This is a genomic window from Methanothrix soehngenii GP6 (assembly GCF_000204415.1).
GTDB lineage: Archaea > Halobacteriota > Methanosarcinia > Methanotrichales > Methanotrichaceae > Methanothrix > Methanothrix soehngenii.
Genome location: NC_015416.1, coordinates 2517058 through 2541572, shown reverse-complemented (window position 1 = coordinate 2541572; position 24515 = coordinate 2517058). Strand labels below are relative to the sequence as shown.

The following is a 24515-nucleotide window of genomic DNA, read 5'->3' as shown; positions in this document are numbered from 1 at the left end:
GTCACCCTTATTTCTGAAGCATCCTCTTGATCTCTTCAACTGTTGCCGTTCTGCCCGCCATCATTGACTTTCCGTCGATGTAAAGGGCAGGGGTCATCATCACACCTCTGTCCATTATCTCCTGGATGCTGTCAACCTTGACCACCTCAGCAGAGACGCCCAATTCTGCTACTGCTTTCTCCACATTCTTCAGCAGGCTCTTGCACTTGGCGCAGCCTGTCCCCAGAACTTCAATCTTTACCATTTAATTCGCCTTCCTTTTTAGCTCAAATCAGCTCCCAGTAAATCAGCGGAGCAAGAATGATCAATGTAAGCCCTGTTATCACTCTTATGGCCACTTTGTGATTATTCCGGAAATCGTCCACCTGCTCCGGGCTCATGCCAAGGGTCATGATAACTCCCAAGAGCAGCACGGGAAGCACTATTCCCAGGTTGTATAACATCAGATATATCAGACCTGACGAGGAATATCCATGGCTGGAAATAACCCCTATGATGGCGATATAGACCGCTCCTACACAGGGGGCCTTCACTAAAGAGAACAGTGCACCTAATAGGAAATAGGAGCTAAGCCTCTTGCTGGCCAGAGCACCATGCACATACTTCATAGCCCAATCTGTGCGAAAGAGGGAATCCCGTCCTGCATTCAACCTTCTCCCGTCTTCCATCTGAGTCAAGCCCAGGATCAGCAGTACGGCTGCCAGAACAAGTTTAAACATGGTGGCAGTGGACTTCTCCTGCAGAACATTGAACAGGCCTACTCCGAATATGTAGTAAACAACGAATATGCCCAGGGAGAAGAGTGCTATCATGGTCAATAGATCCCTTCTTCGGCCGGAGCTGGCCAGCACGGTGCTCGCCAGAAAGGCCAGTATAGCCAGAAGACAGGGGTTGAAGCCCGCCAGAAGGCCAGCCGCAAAGACAGTGACAGCGGAAGATAGGTTAAGATTTTGCAGTGCATCTTCAATATTCAGATTGCTATCTGTTTCATCCTCACTCTTAACGCTGATATTCTCTCCCTGCAAAGCAGCATTGATTAGTATCTTAAGTCTGCTTTCGTTTCCACCATAGTCTTTGTAGCCGATAACCGAACTGCCGATGATTATCGATGGAACATCCTTGACCTTATGCTCCTTTACGATCCTGTGTCCCTCTTCACTGGAAAATATAACCTCTTCAAAGGTGCTCTCCTGGTAATTAGACAGAACCTCTGTCAGCGCCCTTTCTGCAGCAGCGCACTTGCTGCAACCGGGAGAGGTGATTACAGTTATCTCGCTGTTAGCCCATGCAGCAGCAGGCAATAGAACCATGAATAGGGCTACCGTCAGCAGAACTGCTGTGATTCGCCGTCTGGCCTTCATCTCACTTTTCCCGCATCGCTTAATCTGAATAGGATTATGCCGGAGGGAGGTATTCTTCTCCGGCGATTTTTCTCCGATTCTGCTGCTATTCTCATCGATCGGTTCTATCGATCATCAGAATGCTTCATACTGCAAGACAGCCTTCTCCTCCTCGGATCCCTCTTGGGAGGCGAAGCTTATGGAGGCATCTTCATCAGCCACCAAAACCACTGAGAAGGAACAGCCCTCGCTGCACTCTACTGCCGCCTTTTTCACAAAATCTGTAGCATCCCAGGTCTGCCAGCCTGTCTCCTGAATCTCTATGCTTCCCAGGGCCTGCGAATCATATTCAGGCTGATCCGCCCAGGTAACGGTGTTCATGGCTGCATTATCGTAAAGGTAGAGAGTCACCTTTCCTGGCCTTTCCACCCCTTTGACGTAGATCTTCAGGTTGGCGGAGCTTATCTGCTCGGGCAGCTTGGTCATGCCGGCAAAGGAGAGATAGGCAATCCTCACAGGCTCCCCCATGTGGGATGAGACCCATACAGCGCTCTCTTCTCCAAAGCTCTGATCCTCATTCTCGGCGTCGGTATAGGTATCGATATGCAATGCAGAAGTGACTTTCACCGCTCCAGCACAGCTCGCCAGAAGGAATATACAGGCCAATGCAATTATGGCCCGAATGGCATAGTATCTCATTTTATCTCACTCCTTTTATCAATTATGAAACGATGGCACCGTAGAGCATTCCCACCAATGTGGATAAGATCACCACCAGGCTGATGTAGACGCTGGCTTTTTTCGCTCCAATGATCCTCCAGATAACTATCATACTGGGTAGGCTCAAGGAGGGGCCAGCAAGCAGAAGGGCCAGAGCAGGACCGGCAGCCATAACTCCCGTGCTGTAGCCGAAGAGAGTGCCGACGATCGGCACCTCAAGCAATGTGGGCATATAAAGCAACGAGCCGATCACTGAGGCCAGAAAGCAGGCCAGAAAGCTGCTGGTGCCGAAGATTGTCCTGACCCATTCAACCGGCAGGAAGTAGCCGATCACCCCGGTTACAAATGTGCCCACTACCAGCAGAGGAAAGATCTTCTTGGTCAGCCACCAGGTCTCTTCCAGGAAGGCGCTCTTTTCCTCTGGCTCGTAATACTTGTTCATAAGGAAGGCGGCCACTGCTATCAGCGCTCCCACAATTATCGCCTTGGGCAGGAGCTCTATGGCACTTGAGGTGGCAACGAGCAGTATGGCCACCAGAACTGCCATAAATGTGCCTGTGATATAATTTGGCCGGCTCATCTGATCTGGCTTTGGATCGGCCTGAATCATAGAAGGAGCAACATCGGTTTTGCAGCTTGGGTCATGTTTTTGGAACATGGCCGCCATGATCAGACCTATGACCACGGCCATGATCACTGCGGCCACTGCCCTGGCTATGCCCAGGTCCAGGCCCAGGACCCTGGCTGTGAGGATGATGGCCATGAGGTTTATCGCCGGTCCGGAGAAGAGGAAGGCCGTTGCCGGCCCAATGCCTGCGCCTCTCTTTTCGATTCCTGCAAACATGGGCAGGATGGTGCAGCTGCACACTGCCAATATGGTCCCTGAGGTGGAAGCCACGCTGTAGCAGAGCCACTTGGGAGCATCAGCACCGAAGTACTTGAGCACAGTATCCTTGTTCAAGAGAGCTGCTATTGCACCGGCTATGAAGAATGCTGGCACAAGGCAGGTCAAGACATGCGCCGAAAGGTATTCAAGCAGCGTTGCCAGCCCGGCCTCCAAGGCTGCCATGATGGTATAAGTTACCGTAAATATCATCTCCCGATGCCCAATGATTCCTCGAGAATCCTTCCTGCTTCTGCGAGCTGCGATATCTGCTTTAAGGCCATCCGGTCTACAAGGCGAACCAATTCGAAAACCTGAGGGTCTTTTATGCTGTAGAGCGTCTTTTTCCCGTCTATTCTGCGATCCAGAATGTCGGCCTCGAAGAGGATGTTCAGATGTTTGGATATGGTGGACTGAGATCTGGAGAAGGCGGGAAGGATCTCGCAAACGCATCGCTCGCCCCCGCTCAGGAATTCGAGCAGCTCCAGACGGATGGGATCGGACAGAGCGCTCAGAATCTTTAAGCGCAGTTCAGAGACATTCTTTTGAGCCATGATTAAAGCGCGATTAATGCATATTCCGATATAAACTTATCGCCATAAGACGATAATAGAAATGCACATCTAATCGAACCACATTTAGAGCATCACGTTTGTTTTGAGAGCATCGCCTTAATACTCCGTAATAGCGGATATCTTTCCCGGATGGCGATGAACAGGGACGACTGGTGCAGATCCAAAAGGAGCTTTCTCTGCTCTGCGAGCTGCACGAGGCAGTTATCTAAAGGCAGAATGCTGGCATTTCAACTCCCGCACAGAGCTTTTATTCTGCAGACAATTTTGAGCGCGAGCGGGCGCCATCCCCATCCAGAGGCTCGCCTGTTTTGCATGCCACAACCATGATCTCCATCTCATCCAGGTCGACGGGCCTTCTCCCCCAGTTCCCTGCTGTCCCGCCCCATATGTTGATCACAGACATCCCTGCCAGGCGGAAGAGCAGGACGAGCTCAGTTGGCACGAAAGCCCTCTCTCGAACGGCAACTGCAGCCACCCCCTCTTGGGGCGTGCATTCCGAAGACTCAACCAGTGTCAGAGGATCGAATCGTCCCTCCTCAACGTCCTTATTCGCGTTCCTGCGAATCGATGCCAGTGCGTTGAGAACAGTGAATACTGCCTTTGCCTGCGGCTTCAGGCTGCGGGAGATATTGCACAGGATGGACAGGGGCTGGCCAATAGGATCATCGCCCTTGCCCAGAAGCCCAAAAGCTCCCTCGCACAGGCAGATTGCGCCATCGTAGCTATTCGGTAGCTGAAACCGGGCAGCATCAGAACGAATCCATTGCACATTCACTTTTTTGCTCCTGGCAGCATCCGCAGCCCTGGCAAGCATCTCTGCGGACAGATCAAGCCCGGTGACAGCATAACCCCGCCTGGCCAGCTCAATGGAGTGACGTCCTGTACCGCATCCAACATCAAGAATTGAGCCCCCATCTCTCACCGCCAGTTCCTCTGTAAGGAAATTGACCTCCTGAATGGTGTTTTTTGTGAATACGTTTTCCTCATAGATCGGAGCATGAGCATCGAAAAACTCTTCCCATACGCTTTTCTCTGTCATCAATAGCATCCCTATCGGACGTCATATATCTTTTCCGCCCTGCCGGAGGATTGGCCACAGGGACCAATAACTTGAAAAGGAAAATAGTATGAAAGAACTCACCTATGCTGGAAAGGCTCAAAAAATCATTGCTGGAAGCCCCCGTATTCAAACGGGGAGAGTACGACTACTTCATCCATCCCATTACAGACGGAGTTCCCGAGATCAGGCCGGATCTGATCAGAGAGGTCACCGCCAATATCGTGCGGATCGCCAATCTGGATGTGGATAAGATAGTGACTGTTGAGGCCATGGGAATTCCCATAGGCATAGTGCTTTCCATCCTATGCGATATCCCCCTGGTGATAATAAGGAAGAGAAAGTACGGGCTCCCGAATGAGGTCGAGATCAGCCAGGTCACCGGCTACTCCCGCTCGCAGCTCTATCTGAACGGAATAAACAGGGGAGATAGGGTGATCGTGGTGGATGATGTGATCAGCACCGGCGGCACCCTTCAGGCCACGCTGGACTCTATGGAGCTGGCTGGGGCCGAGGTTATGGATACAGTGATCGTGGTGGAGAGAGGAAACGGAGCAGAGCTGCTGAGGTCCAAAGGCTACAACCTGAAGACCATGGTCAGAGTCAAGGTCGAAGGCGGCCGGGTGTCCGAGGTAGAACCGGGAATCTCAAAATAAATAAGATATCCTCCTACTCTTATCAATTATGAAACGACGGCACCGTAGAGCATTCCCACCAATGTGGATAGGATCACCACCAGGCTGATGTAGACGCTGGCCTTTTTCGCTCCAACTATCCTCCAGATAACAATCATATTGGGAAGGCTCAGGGATGGACCAGCAAGCAGAAGGGCCAGAGCAGGACCGGCAGCCGTAACTCCCGTGCTATAGCCGAAAAGAGTTCCGACTACTGGCACCTCAAGCAATGTAGGCATATAGAGCAACGAGCCGATCACTGAGGCCAGAAAACAGGCCAGAAAGCTGCTGGTGCCAAAGATGGTCCTTACCCATTCAACCGGCAGGAAGTAGCCGATCACCCCGGTTACAAATGTGCCCACTACCAGGAGAGGAAAGATCTTCCTGGTCAGCCACCAGGTCTCTTCCAGGAAGGCGCTCTTTTCCTCTGGCTGGTAGTATCTATTCATCAGGAAGGCAGCCACTGCTATCAGCGCTCCCACGATTATCGCCTTGGGCAGGAGCTCTATGGCGCTTGAGGTGGCAACGAGCAGTATGGCCACCAGCACGGCCATAAATGTGCCAGTGATATATTTGGGCCGGCTCATTTGATCCGGGTCTGGATCGACATCAAAAGAAGAAGGAGCCGCATCGTTTTTGCAGCTTGGGTCATGTCTTTGGAATATAGCCGCCATGATCAGACCTATAACCACGGCCATGAAGACTGCAGCCACTGCCCTGGCTACACCCAGGTCCAGGCCCAAGACCCTGGCTGTGAGGATGATGGCCATGAGGTTTATCGCCGGTCCGGAGAAGAGGAAGGCCGTTGCTGGCCCAATGCCCGCCCCTCTCTTTTCGATTCCTGCAAACATGGGCAGGATGGTGCAGCTGCAGACGGCCAATATAGTCCCCGAGGTGGAAGCCACGCTGTAGCAGAGCCACTTTGGGGCATCAGCACCGAAGTACTTGAGCACAGTATCCTTGTTCAAGAGAGCTGCTATCGCACCGGCGATGAAGAATGCTGGCACCAGGCAGGTCAATACATGCGCCGAGAGGTATTCAAGCAGTGTTGCCAGCCCGGCCTCCAAGGCTGCCATTATGACATAGGTTGCCATGAAATCTATCTCCCGCAGCTCAATGACTCCTCGATAATCCTTCCTGCTTCTGCGAGCTGCGATATCTGCTTTAGGGCCATCTGGTCTACAAGGCGAACCAATTCGAAAACCTGAGGGTCTTTTATGCTGTAGAGCGTCTTTTTCCCGTCTATTCTGCGATCCAGAATGTCGGCCTCGAAGAGGATATTCAGATGCTTGGATATGGTGGACTGAGATCTGGAGAAGGCGGGAAGGATCTCGCAAACGCATCGCTCGCCCCCGCTCAGGTATTCGAGCAGCTCCAGACGGGTGGGATCGGACAGAGCGCTCAGAATCTTCAAGCGCAGTTCAGAGACATTCTTTTGAGCCATGATTGGAGCGCGATTAAAGCATATTCAGATATAAGCTTATCGCCATAAGACGATAATACGATATTATCACTCTTCCATATTCAAGCAATTGATTCGATTTTTCAGGCTGATCGGATTCGAGGATACTGGAATCGAGACTATAAGACCATCGCCTCTGCATTGAGAGAATCGCCTTGATCATCGCCTTAATATTTCTGAAAGATGGATACCTTTCCCGGATGGCGATAAAAAGGGAGGACTGGTTGCAGATCAATAAGGAGCTTTCTCTGCTCTATGAAATGCACGAGGCTGCTATCTCGCAGACGGGGAAATGCCGGGAATTCAACTCCCGCGCCAGTATCTTATTGCAGCATCTGGAGGAGCTTGAGGCCTTCGATATGGCCGACAGAGTGATGGACCTTCTGGCTGGCTGCAATCCCAAAGACACTTCTCCCTGTGACAGTCGCCTGAGCACAAAAGCCTCTCTGGAGAGGCTGCAAGAGAGGATCAAAAATAAGATGAGTGAGCGGGAAGAAGACGGATAGGGATGCTGTGTCAATTGGTCAATGTCAGTTAACCTGCTTTCTTGTTCTCGCCTGCTCCCGAACATGATGCTTGGAGCGCTCTTTTGCTTTTCATTCCGGCTAATGACTGCCTCTCATGGATGCTACAGAGGGCTGGCACCACTTTTTCTGTACTTCATATACATCCCGGTGGCCACCATCAGGGTGAGAAAGGAGATCGTATTGGAGACGATCAGAATGCGATCCTGAATATACAGGCCATAGAGCAGCCAGAGGAACATTCCCAGTGAAAATTGCAGGAGCATGATCAGGCTGACATCTGAGACAGACTCTGTCCGATAGATTTTGAGGATCTGGGGGACGAATCCGAACATCGTCAAAAGAGCTGCACACCAGCCAACCAGTTCCCATTGCATCTGCCTTCTGTTAGAGCTGCAAGTATATGAGGATTGCAGTCTTCTATCTGGCTGTATCAGCCGAGCCGCTACCTTTTTTCACTGCCTCCTCGCCCCATCTTTTTTGGGATTCGAATTGGCAGATCGCCCGAATAAAAAAAGAAGCTTGTGGCGGAAGCTTCAGATCCCGCCCAGATACTCTGCTCCGCTGGCCTTTCCCTCTTCAGATCTCCGATATTGATCGATAGCCGCATCTGAAAGCAGGTTAACGTCATTGGTGGAAAATGTCTTGTTGCCTGACGATCCATCGATCTCGTGCACTATCCCCTTCGAGCTGGCGGTGGTATTGGTGATGAGAACCGGCTTGCTAAGATCTACTGGAGCGGTCATCTTCGGCATTAGCATATTTGGATCTTCTCCGAAGTTGGCCCTCACCCAGGCATTGTATTCGTCAACCTTGGCATTGAAGCCATCGATATTCTTTCCGTCAAGGGCAAGCTGGTATGCTTGACCCATCTCAAAGCCCTTCTTGAAGCCATCAATGGCTCCGTTCTGCCAGTCGGTATATTCTGCGGCCACTGCCAGGCCCGCCAGACACAGAAATATCGAAATATATACGATTTTATTCTTCATATTCAATCACTCCTTTATTCGATTATGCTCATTAACGGCAGCATTTCTGCCAATAATATCAAGCTCCGCTCTTATCCTGCATGTGAGCAGAGCGGCCATCATTCCGTTCGGTCAATTCAGATCTATCCGGGAGGCTCCTATCTCAAGACCGGTGGCAATGAGTAACTGCTGCTCTTCGCAACAACAGGGATGTCTGCACCGGCATAGCCATCCACATAGAATGGCTCATTGGTGTAAGGATCCAGGTAGAAGTACTTCGTCTCCCCAGTCCTGGGGATCTTGTAGGCATATATCGGATACCCCTTGAAGGGATCGACTCCCACTTGAGCTATCCCGCTCTCTGTGAGGTTGAAATCCTTCCAGCTGTTGAATGGATCGGTCAAGACCTCTCCATCCACAAGAACGCTTCCCTTGGGCGCGCTTCCCCAGCTCCAAAGGGTATCATTCTCGCTCGTATTCTGGCTTTTTTCCTTTGATTGGGAATCAATGGCCTCCAGGCTTGCCAGGATAGACCTGCCGGAATCTCCACTCAGAGTCTGAAAGCTGCCAATGCTCTGAGCAGAAGAGTTCGCTAGCAAGAGACAAGCTAATGCCAATACAATCACTGCTAATGCAGTCTTCATACCGAACCCACCATGCTGAGATTGATGCCTGATGATAAAAGGCTTTCGCAGGTCATTTAATCAGTTTTATCTGAGTATTGGTGGCAATGAGTATTGCTCTTCTTCGATGTATTGGCCGGAGATGGGAGTGAAGCTGGCATATATCGGCTCGCCAGTCTCCGGATTAAAGTAGACGTAGACCAGTTTTCCGCTATTGGAATCTGTGTATGTATAGTAGTGCTGCCCGGTGATTGGATCCACATAGGTTTTAACTCTCTCCCCAGTGACCGGATCGAAATAGGAATAAGCAGGAGTATCTCCATAGGGATCCACGAACGAATCGCCCAGCCAATCGCGCATAACGCTCAGGTTCTTCAACGTATACCGCGGATCGCCGATGATATTACCGTCCACAATCAGGCTGCCTTTGGGCGCTCCTCCCCAGCTCCATAGATTTTGATTGCTCTCGCTTTTTGATGCCGCCTCGGCGTCCGATGCTCCGATGGTGCTCAATACATTTCTGCCGTAGTCCCCGCCAACGCTCTGGAAGTTATTATTCTCCTGAGCAAGAGCGTTCCCGACCAAGAGGCATGCTATCAGCAATGCCATTGCTGCTGCAAATGCAGTCTTCATACTGACCCCACTGGTGTTGAAATGACTCTTGGCAATAAAAGGCTTTCGAATGCAAGAGCCATTTGTGTTCAAAGCCAACCCAACTGAGGCAGGGCCTGGAGCAGGGTTGCTCTGAGCAGCACATCGATGATCAGAGCCGCAAAGAGCCACGCACGGTAGTTGGCGGACTGATAGAAGAACTGCTCGCCTCTTTTTGCTGTCGGATGGCGCACGAAATCCTGGTTCTGACTCAGCAGCCAGCCGCCGGATACAATGGCTGCGATGAAATAGAACCACCCCAGGCCCGAGGCCAATCCCAGGGCAATGGAAAGAGCGATTCCTGCCAGCCAGAAGAGGGCCACCATCTTTGCGGTGACCGCAATGCCGAAGGTGGCGGGTGTGGTGGGAATTCCCTCTCTTCTGTCGCCCTCAACATCACGGGAGGCATCGCAGTTGGTAAATCCCCAATCGGTGATGCAGATCATCGCCGCCAGGATCAGAGAGGCAGGGTGGATGCCAGCGCCGGCCTTGAGAATCCCCGCCGGCTCCATAGCCAGCCAGACGCCTAAAGGCACCAATCCATAGGATAATCCCACGAAGATCCAGGAGAAGGGGGTATTCCTCTTGGCCCAGGCGGAGTAGATGCTTGCAAGTATGGTGGCAGCGACGAGGGCGACAAAGCTCTCGGGGTTGAGGTAGAGGGCGGCAGACAGGGCGACGAGAAAGAGAAATATCGACCAAGACTGGGCCTGCCTCTTGTTCAGCTTTGCCGAAGGCAGTGGCCGGCAGGGCATGCCGACCTTATCCACCTCGATATCGCAGCAGTCGTTATAGACATAAGAGCTGGTGATGGCACAGTAGGATCCGAGCACAGCTATTACAAAAGGAATCAGAGGAGGAAGAGTCCCTTCCACCGCATAGACCGCCAAGAGAGCCGAGGCTGCAGGCATGGCGATGTCCATGGGCGCGAGCGGTGGGCGTAGCAGCTCGATATATGCTCTGAAGTCTGAGAATCCTTGGTTTGTCATTTTATTCAAACTTCCCTCAGGGGTTCATCTTTTGAATCCATACTCTCAGATTACGCCTGAAAAGAGATCCAGGTGATCCCCGGGCCGGGTCAGATAATCCAGCCGGCCATGCTCCTTGAGGAGAGGGTACATCTCTTTGCCTTTGGCCAGCCCCAGCTGGGAAAGGGTTCTGCCACCTGGTGCGTCGGCCCGCCGCAGCTCAGACGCCTCCGGACAGCGCGGGTTCTTGATCCACCCATCGCGGGTAAAGAAGTATGCCCCTCCTCCCTTCTCCTTTATGGGATCGTAGAGGGATGAGAAGTCCCTGGCCACGAAATTGGACATCTTGAGGGTCTTATTGGATCGATTGATGGTGATATGCCCGTAATTGGGGGGGACCAGGACCTTATCCCCGGCGGCTGCGTTTATGGCCACCACATCGGATAGATCCTCCTTCTGCAGGAGATAGAGCGCCTCGCCCTCAAGCACCTCATAGAGCTCAGGATAGGTAACGGCAGACCCCGGTGCCAGGGGGTGATAGTGGCCTGCAGTCTTAATGTACTCGCTGCCCATCATCCCTGGAGGGATTATGGTGATATCGTATCTCAAGTTCTGGTCTCGAAGCTTATCCCCGTCCGCCCGGCTCAAGAAGAGGTCGCGGAACATATAGTACAGCTCAAAGTTCTCTCTTCCCGCCAGCCAGATCTGATCGAATATAACGTCTTTCATGTCAAAGAGCCTGCGAATATCAGGCTCTTTGGTCTTGCCACCAAATTCTAGATCCATTTTCTATGCCACCGCTCTCCTTAGGCCCTCCAGGATTTATATGGTCTTCCACTGGCATTCGAGCAAAGAAATGGAAAGACCAAAAGCAAAGCTAGCGCTTTAGCTTGCCAGTCTTATCATTCAGGACCTTTATTAATCTCGATATGCTGATATGCCAGTATAGGACTCAGCAGGCATAAGGAGTGTTGATGGTGAAGTACTCCGTGAGCTCCTTTTTGAAGTCCACTATCACATCCACCCTCCAGTTTCCTGGAAGCCTGGCAACGTCGGTTCCCTTGATCTTCAGGCAGCTCCAGACAGGTGCCGCCCACATTCCCGTGAATCCGTCGATGGGCGGAATGGTGCTAAACGACCGGGCATAGGTCCTGCCCTCGGGCCAGTACCATCTCCACTCCACAGTATGCGGCTTTGAGTCCCGCCAGATAAGCAACCAGGAGACGGCCTGCTCATCATCGGTGGTAAATATGTTTGTCCTGTATAGCGGCATGCCGCTATCGGTAATATCCTTGGCTATGGTATGCTCGCTAAGGGGAAAGAACATAGGATGGGATGCCAGAGCCCCTCCGCCCATGAGCAACAATGCCAACGCCACTAAAGCAAATACTCTCGTTCTCATTACCACTCACCATAACTTTGAAAGCTTTTCAAACCCCAATAGTATATTAATCCATGTAGCATAAAAAGATAACGATTGGATGATAGAGATAAAAGATAGTGTCAGGCAATTGTCAGAGAGTCAGAGGCCTTATGCCCGATCTTCTGGCAATCTCTCGGGGAAGGTCCATAACATGATCCAAGCTATCGATCACATTTCCGTCGCTGGTCAACACTATTCCCCTGGTTGCCTTTAAAAGGCGATCGACATCTCTGGCGGTTCTGGCTGTGCCGCAGAGGTGCCGATCTGCCATCATCCCTTTTATCAGCTCTGCCATCTCTCCGCTGCGGCTCATCTGCTGGTCCAGCAGCACCTCTGTTCTTGCGGGACCAGCCTGGGCCAGAAGATCAAGGATCTGGTTGAGGGCAAGAGCGGTGAGCGAGGAGATTTTGTAGCTCCTGAAGATCCCTCTGCTATCTCGCAGGAAGCCGTCATCGCATGAATAGACGGGATGGCCTCCGAGGAGGCTCTCAGTGGTGATAAGGACATTGTAGCCGTCAATGAAGATGGTCTGATCCTTCAGGTCCTCCAACTTCTGCATCCTGGACCTTCTGATCTGAGCAACGTCCGATCTCACTATTACCCTCATCATGATGAACCTCTCTTCAATCGCCAATCGATGGTGATTGGAGATGAACCTGACCGCAGAGTCCTTGGGGTAGCCCCGGTCCACCAGATACCTCGCCTCCTCCAGGGCTTTTGCCGTTTTTGCTTTTATTGCTTCTCTCTTGCAGCCTTCGCCGACAGTCTCACATCCTGGTACAGATCCCGACCATACGAGTCCACTGCCACTACCATGGGACCAAGATCTTCGGCCTCCAGCTCCCAGATGGACTCCGCCATCCCCAGCTCCGGGAAGTGAACAGCACGAATCCGAAGCTGTGATGCAGCCGCCGCACCGCAACCCCCTGGATAGGCAAGATAGACTGCTCTATTCAAGAACGGCTCTCCTGGCAGGCCTCCTTTGCCGATTATGGCCTTCACCCCTAAAGCCAGAATCTCATCGGTATAGCGTGCCATTCGGCCGCTGGTGGTAGGCCCGGCAGAGATGACAGAATCATCCTGAATGATGGGGCCGCAATGATAGAGCGCCGCTCCCTCTAAAGGTACTGGGCTGCCCTGGCGACGGATCAGAGCATGGGCTTTGTCCCGAGCGGTGAACACCTTGCCCTTCAGAAATACTATATCACCAGCGTTTAGCTTTTTCACATCCTCCTGGCAAAGGGGGGTATGGAGATGAAATATGGTCATAAAATCACCTCGGTAGCGCTTCTGTTTGCCCAGCACTGGAAGTTTATGGCCACCGGCAGGGAGGCGGTATGGCATAGAGCCTTCTCGATTCTCAGGCCGAGGACGGTGGTGTCCCCGCCCAGGCCCATGGGGCCGATGCCCAGGTTGTTCAGCCTCTTCATGAGGCTCTCTTCAAGCTTTTTTATCTCTTCAGGTGAGGTGGTAAGGGTGATGCTGCGGTCGGCTCTCTGGGAGGATTCCTGAGAATATGGCTGGATGCGGTGCATATTGAGGAGAGCGTGCTTGGCCAGCCGGGCGGCCAGATCGAAGCTGCCGCCGATCCCTATTCCCAGGAACAGGGGTGGACAGGCATTGGCTGCCCTTTCCCTGACCGCATCGACGATGAACTCCATCGGATCGTCTGCCGGATTGAGCATCATGACGAGGCTCATGTTCTCAGATCCCGCTCCCTTGGGAAAAGCAGTTATGCTCAGGCTCTGGCCACGGGCCTGGTCCAGGATGATGTCCGGCATCCCGGGACCGGTATTGTCCTTGCTGTTCTCTCTTGTTAAGGGATCGACGGCATTGGGCCGTAGAGGTATCTGAGATGTTGCTCTCCTCACTCCCTGAGCTATGGCCTCCTGAAGATCGAAGTCCAGGATCAGATCCTGGCCCATCAGAACATGAAATATGGCCAGGCCCGTATCCTGGCAGATGGGCAGGCCTCTTGATCCGGCAAGGCTAACATTGTCCAGCATGAACTGAAGCTGAGAGCGGGCCAGGGGATTGGTCTCCCTTTCAAGCCCTTCTTTTATTCTCTCCAAGACCCAGGGAGGAAGAGAGGTTTCCGCTCGATATAGGGCGCGAACGGTGGCGTCTGTCACCTGAGTGCTAGTGATCATCTGATTCTCACCCATCTTTTACCCTTCCAGCTTCTTGCCCTTCTTTCCCGGCTCGATCTTGATGGGTTTGGACTGCTCGGGAAGGACAAGCCGGGTGACCTTACCCAGAGCCCTCTCCATGGCATCCTTATGCAGGTCTCCGGAGGTGTGGATGCCCCCCGGACCTCCCCTCACTGCGCGACATGGATACTGCTGGCAGAATAGGCCTGTGAGGGATGGTGCCTCAGCCACAGTCTTCCCCACTATGTCTGTGGCGGCATGCCATGTCGCTCCGCAGGGGGAGCCACGCAAGACGCGCACGCCGCTGATCTTGCCGTCCTTTGTCTGGACCTCTAGCTCCGGTTTTCCCAGCTTTTTCGCGAACTGGTCGATCGCCGGGACGCCGCATTCCTCCAGGGTGCAGCAGATCTCATCAACCTCGATGTGGATGTTATGCACCTCAGCGATCTTCTCCAGCTCAGTGATGGAGCCCGCCCGGCCTATGCCGCCGGGAATGATGACCGCCTTAACCCCTTCTTTTCCTGCCAGGCGGACGATCTCCGGAGTGAGGTCCGGATGAAATGTGTAGAGAATGAGCAGGTCAGCCTGGAAGATTTGCGGGTCTAAATTCAGCTCCCGGACGAACTCCTCCGGATCCTCTATGAATCCCGGCAGGATCTCCGGGACATCAACCGATACCACTTCGAAGTCGGTATGGTCTTTTATGGTCTCTAGAAGGCGTTCGCCGTATTTTCCTCTTTTGATTACCCCAACCAGCATGCAGAAGGGATCGGCCAGCGTATTAATATCCTTGCCGGAGAAGATGGAAGCATGCACCCCGCAAGTTCAAAGAGGCGGTCGGATAGATCGATGGAAGGATCATTGGAGAGATCATCGGAGAGTTCAATTGAGAGATCGCATGATAGCTCAATTGAGGGATCCCTGAAAGGATCTATCCCAGCGGTGCTCATCGCCGGTACCCATAGCGGAGTAGGCAAGACGACGATCACCTTAGGTCTGATGGCCGCCCTGCGTGCTCGGGGTCTGGTGGTTCAGCCTTATAAGGTGGGCCCGGACTTCATCGATCCCTCCCACCATACCGCTATCTGTGGACGGCCTTCCCTAAATTTAGATCCCTTTATGATGAGCGAGGAGGGTGTACGTCGCTCCTTTTTCTCTGCCCTCGAGGGAGCAGATGTGGCGGTGGTGGAGGGTGTGATGGGTCTATTCGACGGCATGGATGGCACAGAGGTTGGCAGCACCGCCCAGGTGGCCAAGATACTGGATATACCCGTTCTCCTGGTGATCAATGTGCACGGCATGTCGCGAAGTGCTGCAGCCATGGAGCTGGGATTTGCCAGCTACGATCCAGGGGTGCGGCTGGCGGGGACGATACTCAACCGGGTGGGAAGCAAGAGGCATCTGGATATGCTCAAAAGCTGCCTGGCAAAGCCCGTATTCGGAGCCCTGCCCAGGGATAAAGAGATGGAGATGAAAAGCCGCCACCTGGGGCTGGTTATGGGCTTTGAGAAGGATCATGATCCAGGAATCCTGGCGACATTACTGGAGGAGAATGCCGATATCGACATGATTCTTAAGCTTCCGGGCCAGGCCCGGCCACCCGCGATTTCCACCTCTATTGAACTGGCAGGGGCAAAGGCAAATGGAAATGGATCGGTGCGAATAGGAGTGGCCAGGGATCGAGCCTTCTGCTTTTACTATCATGAGAACCTCTTGGAGCTGGAGAGGCATGGCGCGGATCTGGTCTATTTCAGCCCTCTGGAAGACAAGTTGCCCGATGTGGATGGACTGTATATCGGGGGAGGCTATCCAGAGCTTTATGCCTCTCAGCTGGAGAGAGCTCCTGCCAGGAAACAGATCAAGAAGGCTTCCGAGGATGGCATGCCCATCTATGGAGAGTGCGGGGGTCTGATGTATCTGGGAGCAGCCCTGGAGTCGGAGGCAGGCTCCTTTAAAATGGCTGGGGCCCTTCCCTGCACCACGTTCATGGAGAAGAGGCTCATGGCCCTTGGCTATGTGAAGGCGGAGGTATCGGAGAGAAATCCTTTGGCTGATGTGGGCAGGAGCCTTCGCGGTCATGAGTTTCACTATTCGCGCTGCATTTGTGATAGGGATGCCCGTTATTGCCTGAAGCTTTCCCGGGGAAAAGGAATCGCTGATGGCCGGGACGGTCTGGTGGAGAACAACACCATGGCTGGATATCTGCATACTCACTTTTATTCGGTATCTGGTAATAAATTCATTGAAAGCTGTCGTGCATACAGGAGGAGTTGAATCCGGATATCTGCAATAGCTCTTAAAAAGACTGCTTTTTGAGCCTGCTTTGGCTGAGCCTACTTGGCAGGGGAAAAGCTCGTTTTTTGCTGATCAATTCTCCTATTAGCCCGAGATATACTTAATTTTTGTCACGGAAAAGTTTATATTCAATAAAGATTTTCACACGCTAAGTTAGCAAATGGAGTGTAAACTATGAGCAAAATATCAAGCGGATTGGTACTCTTCTCCCTCTTGATGGCTCTGTCGATTGGAGCTGCCTTGAGCGAGGAAGTATTGGATGAGGACCTGAATGCAAGCGAAAACGAATCCACGAACATGACCAATGTAACCAACATGACAAACGTTACCAACATGACAAATGTAACCAATGTGACCATCGAAGCCGAAAACGTCACTGTCACTGAGTCCGCTGAGGAGTAAATCAAAACCCAGGTCAGGAGAAGGTGGCTCAGCAGAAACGCCTAAACGGGCGGAAGAGGGGCTATATTCTCTTGCCAATTTTTTTTGCCCAGAGGCCATAAGCAGCAATAAATTATATTGGCACTATGGACGAATCGAAAGAGGCCATAAGAAAGGCTTATATTTTTCTGCGAATACGTTTTGATTGAGGTATGAATATGAAGTGTACAGGAATGTTGATTCTATCTATGATGGTAGCCTTCTCCGTGGGGCTGGTTTATGCCCAGGATGTAGCAGATATCGCTGCCCTCGCAGATTTGAATGTCACTAACATCACCAATCTCACGAACGCCACCAATGTCACAAATATGACAGCCGTCACTAATGCAACTGCTGCAATAGAGACAATTAATGTCACAGAGGCCCCTGTAGAAGAGGTTCCAGTAGTTGAGACCCCAGTAGTTGAGACACCAGTGGTTGACACCCCAGTGAACGAGACCCCAATGAACGAGACACCCGCGGAAGAGGTCGCTGTCGCTACTGAGACCGCATCAAGGTTCAAGCAGCTCTCTAACTACACCGCTGGCACCTCCATGGTTCTGGGGAAGGCTCTTCCGGGAGGCTATTCTGATGTGGCCACATCCGCAGATCGGGCTGCCGTATTCAGCCGCGATTCTGGAATTCCGGCTCCTTCGGTAAAGGTAACAATCGCCAGAGTAGTTGATACTCCTGGGGACAAGTATGTCCAGGTAGCCAATGAGGCCGTTGGCGAGTGGGATATGACCGGCTGGACGCTGGAGTCTGCAGGAGTTGCCACCTTCGTCTTCCCCCAACTGGTCCTCGAGGATGGCACGTCGATCAAGGTTCATGAGGGAATGGGCGCTGGAACTGCCACAGATATCTATACCAATAGCACTGAGCCCCTCTGGGTCGACAATATCGTTACCTTAAAGGATGCTGCGGGAAATATCTTAACCAGCTATGATGTCACCACTGCTGCAGCAGAGGTAGCAACTGAATATGTCGATCCCTGGAAGGATATGATTCAGTACTAGAGCTTAATGCGGCCATTGCGGCCGCAGATTTTTCTTTTTTTCTCATGGCCCGATATAACAGTCAATTTCTCCTCTCCTGCAGATCTCCATTTGTGGAAAGGGAAAGGAGACGCGAGCAGGAAGTCTGAATGCAAAAGATGGTGAAATACTAATCGCCTTTCCCGCATGGGATGATAAAGTCCAAATACGAAAAGGGATAACAGTCAAAAGAATGCTCAAGCTCACCGCTTATGTCTCTGGAAAGGTCCAGATGGCTGGCTACAGGTCGAAGGTAGTAACCATAGCGCGCGTCTTTGGACTCAAAGGATATGTGATGAACCTGTCTGACAGCAGGGTGAAGATCGTTGCAGAGGGCCATGAAGCTGATTTAGAAAGGTTCCTTGAAGCCATCAGGATCAAAAATACCCTGATCGACGTGGAAGAGATTGAGGCAGAATTTTCTGGGGCAAATGGATCTTACGAAGAGTTTTTCAAAGTTGCGGGGGAGAGGGAGACCGACGCCCGCCTGGACCAGGCAGCAGATTATCTCAAAGAGCTGATATCTGCCGTGAGAGAGGGATTCAGAGATAATGGTTCAAAGCTCGATAGTATGGGATCCAAGCTGGATGGCATGAGCTCCTTTTTAAAAGAGATCTCTGGGAAACAGGATCAAATCATCGATAGGATAGACGATGCCAGAGAGGAGATAGTCTCTGAGGTTTGTGGCATGCGCTCGGATTTGAAGAGCCGCACAGAAGAGCGACTGCAGAGGATCGAGAGCGATGTGACGGAGATTAAGGCCAAGATGAGGTCTTAGCAAAATCTCGAAGCTTTGATCAGGGGCAGAGATTGCTATAAGGCTGAGGCCCAAAGAAAGCTGCGAGAGGATGAGCGATTCCGACATCCATTCTACTGGGCCGCGTTCTATATGACCGGGGTATGATCCATTATTGAATCACGGCCGTATGCTATTTGTCGCAGAGATGATAAGGTAGATGTATGCCACTTCATCTCAACAAGCCTGCCCTGCGGGTCTTGGGGATTGCGGAGAGCTTCGAGCGGCCTTGTGCCCTATCCTCCGATCCCGTATCCACAACTCTCTCACCGCCGATGAGTTCCTGGTCCATGCTGGCGGGGGTGGTCATGCGCGCAGACAGAAGGGTGGACGGCCTGGCCTATGCCCGGGCGAGTGTGGGGGGAGACGATGCCACCCGAGCGGTCCTGGAGATATGTCGCCGGCTGGATCGCAGGGATATCAATGCCCTTTTCCTGAGCGGGGCAGCAATAAGCTGGTTTAATATCATCGACCTCGTGGCGGTGTTCGAAGAGGTCAGCCGGCCCCTCATCTGCCTGACCTACGAGGAATCAGAGGGCTTGGAAAAATACCTGCGCGAATATTTCCCGGAACCGGAAGAAAAGATCGAGCGCTACCGTTCCCTGGGCATGCGGGAGAAGATCAGGCTCAAGACGGGCTACGAGCTATTCGTGCGCGTGCACGGGGCAACGGTGGAAGAGGCGAGAATTCTCTTAAATAAGTTCACACTGGATGGCAGGGTGCCGGAGCCGGTTAGATTGGCCCGAATGGCAGCCCGGGCAGCGCGCAAGGTTGAGGAGGAATTAGCTTCCGGCAGCGAATAGCAGCCTGCGATCCAGTGGATAAACCAGCGATAACAGCCTTGATGGCTTAATGGCGATATGCTGGCAGGAGGCATTCTGCCAACTTTGCTGCTCCTGCCAGGGCGGCAAGACAAGTCCCCACTCTCCTACCGCTCAATAGTCGATTCTCTCCGAAGTTAATAACTGTTTTTTTCATGTAGAGCTTATGTAGGTCTGATATAGGTTATTTTTTCAATTAAAAATTCAGGACCAATGGCCGAGCTGCTTCACCCTTCGATTTCACAATAGTTAATTCCTGAAGGATCTTTTTGATGGTGATAACTATACAGTGCGGGCTTTTTGGACCGAATCCTTTTTCTACAGAAAAAATATTATGAGGAAGTATGTGCAAGTCATACAAGCCAGGCAAGTTATTGAGGAGCGCCCGCTACCTTTCATGTATCATGGCGATCCTCATTCTTATGCTATTGTGTTATTTTCCTGCCGCAGGCCTTACCGATCTGGACTGGAGGCTGGGTAGCTCGAAGTACTCCCAGGGGTCGGTCAGCGATGAGGCGGCATTTCACGGGTCGAACTGCGCAGACCTGTCTGTGGACAATAAGGGCACTACCGTCCGGGCGCGAATTTATCTGGATGAGCCCATGGCCATAGAGGACATCGATAGGATGAGTATGTGGGTGAATCCGGGAGCTGGGAATGGAAAGGTTCAGATCGAGTTCTATATGGATGGTGATGAGAGCGGTGCCTACGAGAGCAAAGACCCTCAGGATGCAAGGATTCGCTCCATTAGCCGGTCGTGGTCGGATCTGGGATTCTCCCACGGCCAGTGGAATGAGCTGGATGGCTTTGACCTCGAATTTGAGAAATATGGCAATAAGAACTTCCCCCACGGCGGCCTAGAGGATTTCAAAGAATGGCTAAAAGGGCATGAGGTATTGCATATCTATATCACCCTCTATAAAGATTCCAAAGCGCCGGTGACCTCGGCCTTCATCGATTACATAAGAATTGGCGATGAGATCATCAGCTTCGAACCCCTGGAGGAAGAAGACGTCAAGTATGGCCCCAAAAGCGCGGCCGCCGGAGGGAAGATCACCTATACCATCACCTATGGGAACAACGATTTCCAGCCCGTTGACATCGTGGTCAGGGAGAATTACGACCCGAAGACAGTCTTCATCGAATCCCAGCCAGCGCCCGATCCGGGCAGCAACAACCGCTGGACCATCCCCGCCGTAGCTCCAGGCAAGCACGGCCAGATCAAGATCGTCATGAAGACAGTGAAGCCCGCAGCTAAGGCTGATATAGAGGGCACAGTCTCAGGCATAGGTCTTTCCTCAACCCGTGGCATGCTTTCAACAGAATTTGAAAGGTACATCATCACCAACAGCGTCCAGATCCTGGCGGGCAACCGCAGCTACTCGGCCTCTCTGGACACGGCGATAAAGCCGATAGTCGGCTCGACACTGGCTTACGGCGAGCATGGCTCTGGCACCTATCGAGCGGAGGAGGAGCTGGACTATAGATCTTCGAGCATATCCGCTGACCGTAGTGTTTCTGCCTCTCAATCCCCTTGCACGCTCAACCTCTCCCATCGCTCGATTGCCCTGGATGAGAGCTGGTCTGCCGATGTGCGGGCGGAGAACGATTACCGGGATCTGGGCTGGATGGACAGATACCATGAGGCAAGCTGGATCAATCTGAGCTACAAGACAAAGCTGGGAAAATCGCTATCATATCTGGAGACCTCTGCCCAGGTGAATGGCACTGCCGATCGCATGGCGGCATGGCAGGGCGGCTTCATAGACCAGCGGCTTATTGGCAACTTCTCTATGGATGGGAAGGCTGAGTGGAGGTTTGCGAGCAAGAGAAAGAGCCTGACAATGGATGAAAATGCGCTGGACTGCGGGATGGAGATTGGGGAGGGGAGGCTGAACTCTGGCAAATGCCAGGGTTTTTGATCCTCTTCTGGATTTAAGGCTTGCACGAGACTTCTTAATTGCAGATGAAACATGGAAGTCTCTTTGTTCTCTTTATGCGTTCTGTGTGAATCGCTTCTGTTCTATGTGGTTGAGGAATTATCTTTAATTAATAACACGTGCAATAATTTAACCACAAAGAACACAAAGCTCACAAAGGACTCGCTCAGATATGCGGGATTCCTGCAACCAGCATACAAACCACGGTCAAAGTGAGTCATATCGACTGAAGAAGAATCAGATGACGGGTCTGAAGGCAGGGATATTTAATTTTAGCATCCGCCCCCGGGCATCGGGAAAGTGGCGGGCGATCCGCTCAAAGATCGCATCTACAGCGATGGGCCTCTCAAAGGAAAGCTCCATAAATGATTGGAATCAGACTTAACCACCTCGATAGTTCCATCCAAGCCTCACCGGCGTTGAGGGGGCCAAAGCTCTTCCGCGCGTTTAATCGCGCGCGTCGCCCACTAAAAAAAACAGCTGTGAAGAATATTAGCCTCAATCCAGCTGGATTCAAGAAATCGACTGAAGTGAAACGGCGGCGACGCACCCCGCTGCAAGCAGACGGGGCATCCGAGGCGTCGCCGCATAAAGATAGTACTACTCGGATCTGATCAAATCCCTAAGTTGGACACGGATGCCCTTTATCCCCGATGCAAGCATCGGGGTATTGCGGTAAAAAAATAATAAAGGCCCTGAAAATAACTAAAATTGAAGGCCCTTCGCTGAATTATGTGGGTGAGGCAGGAAATATAGCCTCTGTTCCCCTGTGATTGGGTCAGAGCATAGCGGTTCACCACAGAAGGCACGGAGACATAGAGTTGTTCCGATTCAAGTTCACCCATACAAAATAGCGAGGAGCCAAATTGAATGAGGCGGTGGCTCTCTGAGGAATGATCGAGAATGGCTCCTTGACATTCTGGCATTCTGGAGGTTATCGAGAAGATAGAAAAGTACGCTGCCCTGGGCGAGAAGACTCCTCGGAGCCCAATCCCCTACGCGCATGAAGCCATCCCCTGGCAGATGAGACTGGCTAGCAAGACGACCTGCCAATAGAAAAGCCTAAAGCATCCATCCAGCCTCAGGCCCTATTGTTAACCAGCGCGCATTTCCGCCCAAGAAGTGCTTCCTGTGGCTCTACATTTTTCTTTCTCTTCACAAAAAAGATTTGCAGACTATAATTTTAAATATGAATCGATTTTATGTAATATCATCTGGATAAGAATTGATTGAGGAGAGATGAGATATGAATAGAAGGGGGATAATTCTCATGCTGCTGGCGGCGGTCATCGCCGTCTGCGGGCAATGCCAGGCGACAGAGATTCCCGCTTCCCAGGACGTTTATGTCAGCCTGGGAACGGGAAATGAGACGGTATACAACCAGAGCGATACACTGCTTTGCGCCACCAATGTGCCGGATGCAAACAATACCACTTTGAACAGCTATCCCGGGGTTCCATTAATACAATTCAACCTTTCCGGCATAGACATTGCCGATGACGACATCGCAATTCTGGTGCTCAAAGCAGCATCGGTGCGCCAGATGGATCGCTCAGGCATTGTGGCTCTGGTGACCATCGGCTCGGATTGGGATGAGCAATCCGATATAACCACCTTCCTGGTCAACATCCTACCTGCCAGGAACCTGATAGTGAAAAATGACCTTTCTCTGATGAGCACCAATAGCGATGGCGATGATATCTATGCCTTCGACGTCTCCCAAAAGCTCATGCAGGCAAAGGGAAGAGGGGACAAGGTATCATTCCTCCTGGAGGCCATTGGCAACAGCACGACTGAGATCGACTTTCTGTCTAAAGAGAGCGGCCAGGGGCCATATCTGATGATCATGCCCTATCCTGGGCAGCCCATCTCCGGCAATGCAGATCAGGCCATCCCTGCTGGTCAGCCAGTTCAGGCTGATCAAGCAGATCCGGAGGGTATCTCGGGGCAGATGAATCAGACAGATCAAATCCTATCCCCGGACTCTGTCTCAGCAGAGCCACCCGTTAATACATTTGGACTGGCACAATAAAGATCAAGGCCAGGGGTAGCCAGGTGCCTGGGGCGCAGAATCATAGGTAAATCAGGAGCCTGCCCAGATGCCTGCGACCATCTGACAGTTGATCTCATCTATACTTTTTTATTTTGTTCTGGACAAAGGCCGTTTCCAAAAAGCAAAAATAGCCATGATGAGCTAAACTGCCTTGATGGACTTCTTCTCCCATGCATTGCTTCCCTATCTCTTGGGCCGCTTCTTGAGGATCAGGAGAGATTATCTTGCCGCCCTGGTGCTCGGCGGAATAGCTCCCGACCTGGACGTGCTGGTGGTCTGGATCAATCAGATCCATCCGACCTCTTATCTCATAGTGCACAGGGGTTTCACCCATACTTTCCTCTTCGGCTTCTTCGTGGCAGCAATCCTCCTCTTTCTGGTCTCTCGCGGCTGGATAAAGACCAGGTCCAGGGGTATCGTTACTGAAGACCTGCAGTTCTCAGCCACGACCCTGGCCTATTCCTATGCAGGAATCATCAGCCACCTCTTCTTAGACTTTCTCACCTCAGGAGGCGTTCCCCTCTTCTATCCTCTGACCGCTGCCAGGTACTCAGCCGAGATCTTCAGCCGGATAGAGATCGTGATAATGATCGCTACCCTTCTATTTATGGCGAAGCTCTTCCGGGACCGGCCAGAGATGAAAATCGATAAAAAGGTGTCCGCCGCCTTTCTCATATTTCTTTTGGTCATAAGCGGAATAAGGCTGGAGGGCAAAGATATGGCGAATGGTTTTCATGATGACGGCTTCAAGATCTATCCGGACTCAAATCTCTTCCAGTGGATCATGCTGAAAAACGATAGCAATAACAATAGTTTCCTGATATCCAAGTTCAATATCTTTACTGGATTGCTGCCGGATAATGCATCCTATCTTCACCAAAATGCCCCGCTCCATAAAGACGGATTGGACGAAGCCCTCAAAAGAGCTGAGAGCCTCCCCCAGGTCAAGCTCTTCCGGTGGAGATCCAGTGCAGTAGCCATCAACGCCTCCGAAAAAGAAGGGAATTGGATCATAGAGTACTACGATCCGGTGATCGTGAATCAGTACATGAACAGCTGGCGCCCACTGAATGCCAGCTCCAGAGGTTTTGGATCCATCCAGGTTATGGCAAATGAGACTGAGGCGGAGCTCCTCTAG

Annotated in this window: 29 protein-coding genes; 10 read left to right on the top strand and 19 right to left on the bottom strand. The window is 51.9% G+C overall.

Features of this window, described 5'->3' with window-relative positions:
• Positions 1-7: 7 nt before the first annotated feature.
• The 6 genes from MCON_RS12715 to MCON_RS12690 all read right to left on the bottom strand — a co-directional run bounded on the left by MCON_RS12715 (position 8) and on the right by MCON_RS12690 (position 4557).
• Entirely contained in the window at positions 8-244 is a 237-nt protein-coding gene (locus MCON_RS12715; protein ID WP_013720352.1) for a thioredoxin family protein, read from the bottom strand.
• A gap of 22 nt (positions 245-266) precedes the next feature.
• Positions 267-1361 carry a cytochrome c biogenesis protein gene (locus tag MCON_RS12710; RefSeq protein WP_013720351.1) on the bottom strand — a complete coding sequence of 365 codons (1095 nt, stop codon included), beginning with the start codon at positions 1359-1361 and terminating at the stop codon, positions 267-269.
• A gap of 114 nt (positions 1362-1475) precedes the next feature.
• On the bottom strand, positions 1476-2039 hold the full coding sequence (locus MCON_RS12705; protein ID WP_013720350.1) for a CBM96 family carbohydrate-binding protein: 564 nt from the start codon (positions 2037-2039) through the stop codon (positions 1476-1478).
• Positions 2040-2061: 22 nt separating this feature from the next.
• Entirely contained in the window at positions 2062-3156 is a 1095-nt protein-coding gene (locus MCON_RS12700; protein ID WP_013720349.1) for a permease, read from the bottom strand.
• Positions 3153-3497, bottom strand: coding sequence for an ArsR/SmtB family transcription factor (locus MCON_RS12695; RefSeq protein WP_013720348.1), 345 nt, complete (start codon positions 3495-3497; stop codon positions 3153-3155). Before MCON_RS12695 ends, MCON_RS12700 begins: the two co-directional genes overlap by 4 nt.
• Before the next feature lie 268 nt (positions 3498-3765).
• Positions 3766-4557 carry a class I SAM-dependent methyltransferase gene (locus tag MCON_RS12690; protein WP_013720347.1) on the bottom strand — a complete coding sequence of 264 codons (792 nt, stop codon included), beginning with the start codon at positions 4555-4557 and terminating at the stop codon, positions 3766-3768.
• A 104-nt stretch (positions 4558-4661) separates the two neighbouring features.
• Between MCON_RS12690 and hpt the strand changes: the two genes are divergently transcribed.
• Positions 4662-5231, top strand: coding sequence for a hypoxanthine/guanine phosphoribosyltransferase (gene hpt, locus MCON_RS12685; RefSeq protein ID WP_013720346.1), 570 nt, complete (start codon positions 4662-4664; stop codon positions 5229-5231).
• A 26-nt stretch (positions 5232-5257) separates the two neighbouring features.
• Here hpt and MCON_RS12680 read toward each other — a convergent pair whose 3' ends face one another.
• Positions 5258-6343: a permease gene (locus tag MCON_RS12680; RefSeq protein WP_013720345.1), complete on the bottom strand. Its 1086-nt coding sequence runs from the start codon at positions 6341-6343 to the stop codon at positions 5258-5260.
• A gap of 5 nt (positions 6344-6348) precedes the next feature.
• Positions 6349-6693 carry an ArsR/SmtB family transcription factor gene (locus MCON_RS12675; RefSeq protein WP_013720344.1) on the bottom strand — a complete coding sequence of 115 codons (345 nt, stop codon included), beginning with the start codon at positions 6691-6693 and terminating at the stop codon, positions 6349-6351.
• 173 nt (positions 6694-6866) lie between these two features.
• Here MCON_RS12675 and MCON_RS12670 point away from each other — a divergent pair, with 173 nt between their 5' ends.
• A complete protein-coding gene (locus tag MCON_RS12670; RefSeq protein ID WP_052297583.1) occupies positions 6867-7217 on the top strand; it encodes a hypothetical protein in 351 nt (116 codons plus the stop codon).
• 122 nt (positions 7218-7339) lie between these two features.
• Here the strand turns inward: MCON_RS12670 and MCON_RS12665 are convergent, their stop codons facing one another.
• From MCON_RS12665 to MCON_RS12615, 11 genes are all read right to left on the bottom strand, one after another.
• Positions 7340-7612: a SemiSWEET family sugar transporter gene (locus MCON_RS12665; protein ID WP_048132481.1), complete on the bottom strand. Its 273-nt coding sequence runs from the start codon at positions 7610-7612 to the stop codon at positions 7340-7342.
• A gap of 159 nt (positions 7613-7771) precedes the next feature.
• On the bottom strand, positions 7772-8224 hold the full coding sequence (locus tag MCON_RS12660; protein WP_013720341.1) for a hypothetical protein: 453 nt from the start codon (positions 8222-8224) through the stop codon (positions 7772-7774).
• Between the two features lie 137 nt (positions 8225-8361).
• Positions 8362-8847: a hypothetical protein gene (locus MCON_RS12655; protein ID WP_013720340.1), complete on the bottom strand. Its 486-nt coding sequence runs from the start codon at positions 8845-8847 to the stop codon at positions 8362-8364.
• A 66-nt stretch (positions 8848-8913) separates the two neighbouring features.
• Entirely contained in the window at positions 8914-9459 is a 546-nt protein-coding gene (locus MCON_RS12650) for a hypothetical protein (protein WP_013720339.1), read from the bottom strand.
• A 68-nt stretch (positions 9460-9527) separates the two neighbouring features.
• On the bottom strand, positions 9528-10466 hold the full coding sequence (locus MCON_RS12645) for a UbiA family prenyltransferase (protein ID WP_013720338.1): 939 nt from the start codon (positions 10464-10466) through the stop codon (positions 9528-9530).
• 45 nt (positions 10467-10511) lie between these two features.
• A complete protein-coding gene (locus MCON_RS12640) occupies positions 10512-11231 on the bottom strand; it encodes a glucose-6-phosphate isomerase family protein (protein WP_013720337.1) in 720 nt (239 codons plus the stop codon).
• Between the two features lie 166 nt (positions 11232-11397).
• The gene (locus MCON_RS12635) at positions 11398-11847 is read right to left on the bottom strand and encodes a hypothetical protein (protein ID WP_013720336.1); all 450 of its coding nucleotides are present in this window, start codon (positions 11845-11847) and stop codon (positions 11398-11400) included.
• A 112-nt stretch (positions 11848-11959) separates the two neighbouring features.
• Positions 11960-12580: a DUF434 domain-containing protein gene (locus MCON_RS12630; protein ID WP_083804766.1), complete on the bottom strand. Its 621-nt coding sequence runs from the start codon at positions 12578-12580 to the stop codon at positions 11960-11962.
• Between the two features lie 20 nt (positions 12581-12600).
• Positions 12601-13137, bottom strand: a complete 537-nt coding sequence (locus tag MCON_RS12625; RefSeq protein WP_013720334.1) for a FumA C-terminus/TtdB family hydratase beta subunit — start codon at positions 13135-13137, stop codon at positions 12601-12603.
• On the bottom strand, positions 13134-14033 hold the full coding sequence (locus tag MCON_RS12620) for a fumarate hydratase (RefSeq protein ID WP_013720333.1): 900 nt from the start codon (positions 14031-14033) through the stop codon (positions 13134-13136). Before MCON_RS12620 ends, MCON_RS12625 begins: the two co-directional genes overlap by 4 nt.
• Before the next feature lie 3 nt (positions 14034-14036).
• Positions 14037-14777: a DUF166 domain-containing protein gene (locus MCON_RS12615; RefSeq protein ID WP_013720332.1), complete on the bottom strand. Its 741-nt coding sequence runs from the start codon at positions 14775-14777 to the stop codon at positions 14037-14039.
• 90 nt (positions 14778-14867) lie between these two features.
• Here MCON_RS12615 and MCON_RS12610 point away from each other — a divergent pair, with 90 nt between their 5' ends.
• The 8 genes from MCON_RS12610 (at position 14868) to MCON_RS12570 (ending at position 24515) form a co-directional block, all read left to right on the top strand.
• On the top strand, positions 14868-16292 hold the full coding sequence (locus tag MCON_RS12610) for a cobyrinate a,c-diamide synthase (protein ID WP_083804733.1): 1425 nt from the start codon (positions 14868-14870) through the stop codon (positions 16290-16292).
• A gap of 195 nt (positions 16293-16487) precedes the next feature.
• A complete protein-coding gene (locus tag MCON_RS12605) occupies positions 16488-16715 on the top strand; it encodes a hypothetical protein (RefSeq protein ID WP_013720330.1) in 228 nt (75 codons plus the stop codon).
• A 197-nt stretch (positions 16716-16912) separates the two neighbouring features.
• A complete protein-coding gene (locus MCON_RS12600) occupies positions 16913-17749 on the top strand; it encodes a lamin tail domain-containing protein (RefSeq protein ID WP_013720329.1) in 837 nt (278 codons plus the stop codon).
• Positions 17750-17960: 211 nt separating this feature from the next.
• Positions 17961-18545, top strand: coding sequence for an acylphosphatase (locus tag MCON_RS12595; RefSeq protein ID WP_013720328.1), 585 nt, complete (start codon positions 17961-17963; stop codon positions 18543-18545).
• Positions 18546-18727: 182 nt separating this feature from the next.
• Entirely contained in the window at positions 18728-19366 is a 639-nt protein-coding gene (locus MCON_RS12590; RefSeq protein ID WP_013720327.1) for an endonuclease dU, read from the top strand.
• Positions 19367-19728: 362 nt separating this feature from the next.
• Positions 19729-21306: a hypothetical protein gene (locus MCON_RS12585; RefSeq protein WP_013720326.1), complete on the top strand. Its 1578-nt coding sequence runs from the start codon at positions 19729-19731 to the stop codon at positions 21304-21306.
• Between the two features lie 1264 nt (positions 21307-22570).
• Entirely contained in the window at positions 22571-23356 is a 786-nt protein-coding gene (locus MCON_RS12575; protein ID WP_013720325.1) for a CBM96 family carbohydrate-binding protein, read from the top strand.
• A gap of 175 nt (positions 23357-23531) precedes the next feature.
• Complete coding sequence (locus MCON_RS12570; RefSeq protein ID WP_013720324.1) at positions 23532-24515, top strand: metal-dependent hydrolase; 984 nt, start codon at positions 23532-23534, stop codon at positions 24513-24515.

Bases quoted from the DNA above. Each gene is read 5' to 3' on its own strand.
- MCON_RS12715 (WP_013720352.1), bottom strand. From the start codon at position 244: ATGGTAAAGATTGAAGTTCTGGGGACAGGCTGCGCCAAGTGCAAGAGC.
- MCON_RS12710 (WP_013720351.1), bottom strand. From the start codon at position 1,361: ATGAAGGCCAGACGGCGAATCACAGCAGTTCTGCTGACGGTAGCCCTA.
- MCON_RS12705 (WP_013720350.1), bottom strand. From the start codon at position 2,039: ATGAGATACTATGCCATTCGGGCCATAATTGCATTGGCCTGTATATTC.
- MCON_RS12700 (WP_013720349.1), bottom strand. From the start codon at position 3,156: ATGATATTTACGGTAACTTATACCATCATGGCAGCCTTGGAGGCCGGG.
- MCON_RS12695 (WP_013720348.1), bottom strand. From the start codon at position 3,497: ATGGCTCAAAAGAATGTCTCTGAACTGCGCTTAAAGATTCTGAGCGCT.
- MCON_RS12690 (WP_013720347.1), bottom strand. From the start codon at position 4,557: ATGACAGAGAAAAGCGTATGGGAAGAGTTTTTCGATGCTCATGCTCCG.
- hpt (WP_013720346.1), top strand. From the start codon at position 4,662: ATGCTGGAAAGGCTCAAAAAATCATTGCTGGAAGCCCCCGTATTCAAA.
- MCON_RS12680 (WP_013720345.1), bottom strand. From the start codon at position 6,343: ATGGCAACCTATGTCATAATGGCAGCCTTGGAGGCCGGGCTGGCAACA.
- MCON_RS12675 (WP_013720344.1), bottom strand. From the start codon at position 6,693: ATGGCTCAAAAGAATGTCTCTGAACTGCGCTTGAAGATTCTGAGCGCT.
- MCON_RS12665 (WP_048132481.1), bottom strand. From the start codon at position 7,612: ATGCAATGGGAACTGGTTGGCTGGTGTGCAGCTCTTTTGACGATGTTC.
- MCON_RS12660 (WP_013720341.1), bottom strand. From the start codon at position 8,224: ATGAAGAATAAAATCGTATATATTTCGATATTTCTGTGTCTGGCGGGC.
- MCON_RS12655 (WP_013720340.1), bottom strand. From the start codon at position 8,847: ATGAAGACTGCATTAGCAGTGATTGTATTGGCATTAGCTTGTCTCTTG.
- MCON_RS12650 (WP_013720339.1), bottom strand. From the start codon at position 9,459: ATGAAGACTGCATTTGCAGCAGCAATGGCATTGCTGATAGCATGCCTC.
- MCON_RS12645 (WP_013720338.1), bottom strand. From the start codon at position 10,466: ATGACAAACCAAGGATTCTCAGACTTCAGAGCATATATCGAGCTGCTA.
- MCON_RS12640 (WP_013720337.1), bottom strand. From the start codon at position 11,231: ATGGATCTAGAATTTGGTGGCAAGACCAAAGAGCCTGATATTCGCAGG.
- MCON_RS12635 (WP_013720336.1), bottom strand. From the start codon at position 11,847: ATGAGAACGAGAGTATTTGCTTTAGTGGCGTTGGCATTGTTGCTCATG.
- MCON_RS12625 (WP_013720334.1), bottom strand. From the start codon at position 13,137: ATGACCATATTTCATCTCCATACCCCCCTTTGCCAGGAGGATGTGAAA.
- MCON_RS12620 (WP_013720333.1), bottom strand. From the start codon at position 14,033: ATGGGTGAGAATCAGATGATCACTAGCACTCAGGTGACAGACGCCACC.
- MCON_RS12615 (WP_013720332.1), bottom strand. From the start codon at position 14,777: ATGCTGGTTGGGGTAATCAAAAGAGGAAAATACGGCGAACGCCTTCTA.
- MCON_RS12610 (WP_083804733.1), top strand. From the start codon at position 14,868: ATGGAAGGATCATTGGAGAGATCATCGGAGAGTTCAATTGAGAGATCG.
- MCON_RS12605 (WP_013720330.1), top strand. From the start codon at position 16,488: ATGAGCAAAATATCAAGCGGATTGGTACTCTTCTCCCTCTTGATGGCT.
- MCON_RS12600 (WP_013720329.1), top strand. From the start codon at position 16,913: ATGAAGTGTACAGGAATGTTGATTCTATCTATGATGGTAGCCTTCTCC.
- MCON_RS12595 (WP_013720328.1), top strand. From the start codon at position 17,961: ATGCTCAAGCTCACCGCTTATGTCTCTGGAAAGGTCCAGATGGCTGGC.
- MCON_RS12590 (WP_013720327.1), top strand. From the start codon at position 18,728: ATGCCACTTCATCTCAACAAGCCTGCCCTGCGGGTCTTGGGGATTGCG.
- MCON_RS12585 (WP_013720326.1), top strand. From the start codon at position 19,729: ATGTGCAAGTCATACAAGCCAGGCAAGTTATTGAGGAGCGCCCGCTAC.
- MCON_RS12575 (WP_013720325.1), top strand. From the start codon at position 22,571: ATGAATAGAAGGGGGATAATTCTCATGCTGCTGGCGGCGGTCATCGCC.
- MCON_RS12570 (WP_013720324.1), top strand. From the start codon at position 23,532: ATGGACTTCTTCTCCCATGCATTGCTTCCCTATCTCTTGGGCCGCTTC.